This is a genomic window from Trichococcus sp. (assembly GCF_049589555.1).
In the GTDB taxonomy this organism is placed as follows: Bacteria; Bacillota; Bacilli; order Lactobacillales; family Aerococcaceae; genus Trichococcus.
Genome location: NZ_JBAWAZ010000344.1, coordinates 1 through 2944, shown reverse-complemented (window position 1 = coordinate 2944; position 2944 = coordinate 1). Strand labels below are relative to the sequence as shown.

The following is a 2944-nucleotide window of genomic DNA, read 5'->3' as shown; positions in this document are numbered from 1 at the left end:
TTTTCATCGAACAACTTGTTTCTGAAAAAGAACCGCTCTCCGAATGGAACATCAAGAACATCCATGCACTGGTTCTGAAGCAAATTGATAATCAAAATGCGGGGAAATATCGGAGCGAGAATGTGGTAATCAGTGGTGCAAAGCATATTCCGCCGAAACATTATCAAATAAGCGAATATATGCAAAAATTGATTGCCGAATATCAGAACGAATGGCTTGGGTATCACCCCGTTGTGCGGGCGACTTTACTGCATGGCGAATTCGTGAAAATTCACCCGTTCATTGACGGAAACGGTAGGACATCACGGTTATTGTTGAACTTTGAACTTATGAAATCCGGCTATCCACCAATCATCATCAAAAACGAAAACCGTGCTGACTATTATAAGGTGCTTGATCACGCCCACATGACCATGGATTACGGACCTTTCATAAAATTGGTAGCGGAACTCGTGATTGAGTCAGAAAAATTGTGGTTAATGGTTCTGGAATGACATAGCGGTTTTGTTCGAAAGGAAGTGAATGAAATGCCTGACAAATTAACAAATCTGGGATTCACGGACAGGTTCGCGCAGGAGGCGACCCTTTATCCGGACCTGCATCCGGCAAGAGTCATCGCGCAATACAAGGAATTGTATCGGGTTGCGACCGCTGAATCGGAGATGCTGGCCGAAATATCCGGGAAAATGCGCCATGCTGCAGTCGATATGTCGGACTATCCGGCAGTCGGCGACTTTGTGATGATCGACCGGAATGAGGGAAGCCAGGACCATGCCATCATCCACCAGACACTGACAAGGAAAAGCGTCTTTATCCGAAAAGCAGCCGGAAAAGCGCATGACGTCCAGGTTGTAGCTGCGAACATCGACATTGTCTTCATCTGCATGTCGCTCAACAATGACTTCAATCTGCGGAGGCTGGAACGCTACTTGGCGATTGCGTGGGACAGCGGTGCAACGCCGGTGATTGTGCTGACGAAAGCGGATCTGTGCGCGGATATCCCGGAAAAGCTGCGTGAAATTGAGACGATTGCTTTCGGGGTCGATGTGCTGGTCACGTCGAGCCTGAGCGAAGACGGATATACGGCCGTCCTGAAGTACATCACACTGGGCCAGACCGTTGTTTTCATCGGCTCATCCGGTGTGGGCAAGTCAACCTTGATCAACCGGATCCTTGGGGAAGACCTGAATAAGACGCTGGAAATCAGAAGAGATGACAAAGGTCGGCATGCGACCACAAATCGGGAGCTGTTCCTCATTCCTACGGGTGGTTGCATCATCGACACGCCGGGCATGCGCGAACTTGGATTGGAGAGCGCGAACTTGGCGAGAACGTTCATCGACATCGATGAATTGGCGGAAAAATGCAAATTCAAGGATTGCAAGCACGAAAACGAGCCGGGCTGCATGGTCAGGAAGGCGATAGAGGAGGGCACGCTGACCGAAGAGCGGCTGCAGAGCTACCTGAAGCTCAAGAAGGAAGCCAAGTATGAAGGCATGAATTCCAAACAGATCGAAAAAGAGAAAATCAGCACCATGTTTTCCGACTTCGGCGGCATCAAGAACGCTAAGAGGTACATCAAATCAAAAGATAAGGGCAAATAACAAATTGGAGGAATCAAAATGAAATTAGGAATCATCATTGAAACAAAGGAATACGAGAAATCCTGGAACGCCATGAGGTTCGCCGTGACCGCGAAGAAGACCGGACATGAAGTGAAAGTTTTCCTGATGGGCGAAGCCGTTGAAATCGAAAACATGACCCATGAAAAATATGATGTAGCCGCGCAAGTGCAAGCTTTCGATGAGCTTGACGGCGAAATATTGGCTTGCGGCACGTGCCTGAAGTCACGCAACATGGAAGGCTCGGATGTTTGCCCGATCAGCACCATGATCGATTGCGTCCAGATGGTCGAGTGGGCGGACAAGGTCGTTACTTTCTGAAAATAATTAGGCAAACTTAAGTAAGAACATACAAAAAGGCGAATCTGCATTTACCGATTTTTATCATAAATAAAAAGTTTTTTTGAAAAATGTACTTACAAAATGCTCGGAAAATCATTATAATATTAATTATAGAAATTTCAACGCGTATAATGGTTCAGCGTGAGATCACTTTTGTGATCTCACGCATTTTTTTTGCCTGAAATTTCGAAATAACAGAAATGGGGAAACAAAAGATGGAATTTTACATGAATTTACCAAGAAACAAAAAGGAGTTTGCGCTATTTTTAGCGATCATATCAATCATTTCCGTAAACACTATTGCACCATTGATCACTTTTTTTGAAATGGGATTCCGGATGGACGTATGGATGGATGTCTTGAAAGTGATCCCGCTGATTTGGTGCAGCGTCATCGCACTTGTCTTGATCACATACAAACCGGCTGAGTTGATGACCGGCAAGCTGGTCAAAGAAGGCGACAGCTTCAATGCGCATATCATTGTGAATATCCTGTGCACAGTTTTCTTGATGTCGATATTCATGACGGTAGTCGGCACATGGATCGGCAGCAGAAACGTCAGCATCGAACCGATCCGGACATTTTTCTACAAATGGCCTCGTAACTTCGCCATTTCGTTTGCGATAGAAGCGTTGGTCGCCCAACCGATTGCCAGAACAGTTTTGTTCAAGCTGCATCAGATTAAGGATGCGAAAGACAACAGTGAACTAGCAGCTTAACGGGATAAGAATGTCTGAATATAAGGGAAAAGTAACTTCTTCGTGGAGGTGCTTTTTTTACTTTTATGCTAATGAATTGATTGAGCAGCACTGGTTGATTTGGAAGCTATCGTAGTAGGATTGCTTGGAAAGTTCAAATCAATGACATCAAATGCAAGGGCTTAAGCATTTGATTACAGAAGTGGTAAAATGAATATATAAGAATCCACAGCTAAAATGAAGATTATAGGCAGCGACGAAATAATCATTCAAGTAGTTTAT

General features: G+C 45.0%; 4 protein-coding genes. All 4 read left to right on the top strand.

The annotated features are described in order from the left end of the window. Positions 1-494: Fic family protein (locus WBV27_RS11960; protein WP_424202359.1), on the top strand; the 494-nt coding region annotated here is incomplete at its 5' end. A gap of 33 nt (positions 495-527) precedes the next feature. Further along, complete coding sequence (rsgA, locus tag WBV27_RS11955) at positions 528-1604, top strand: ribosome small subunit-dependent GTPase A (RefSeq protein ID WP_424202357.1); 1077 nt, start codon at positions 528-530, stop codon at positions 1602-1604. A gap of 18 nt (positions 1605-1622) precedes the next feature. Beyond that, positions 1623-1943, top strand: coding sequence for a DsrE family protein (locus WBV27_RS11950; RefSeq protein ID WP_086628449.1), 321 nt, complete (start codon positions 1623-1625; stop codon positions 1941-1943). 248 nt (positions 1944-2191) lie between these two features. Further along, positions 2192-2683, top strand: coding sequence for a hypothetical protein (locus WBV27_RS11945; RefSeq protein WP_424202355.1), 492 nt, complete (start codon positions 2192-2194; stop codon positions 2681-2683). Positions 2684-2944 lie beyond the last annotated feature (261 nt).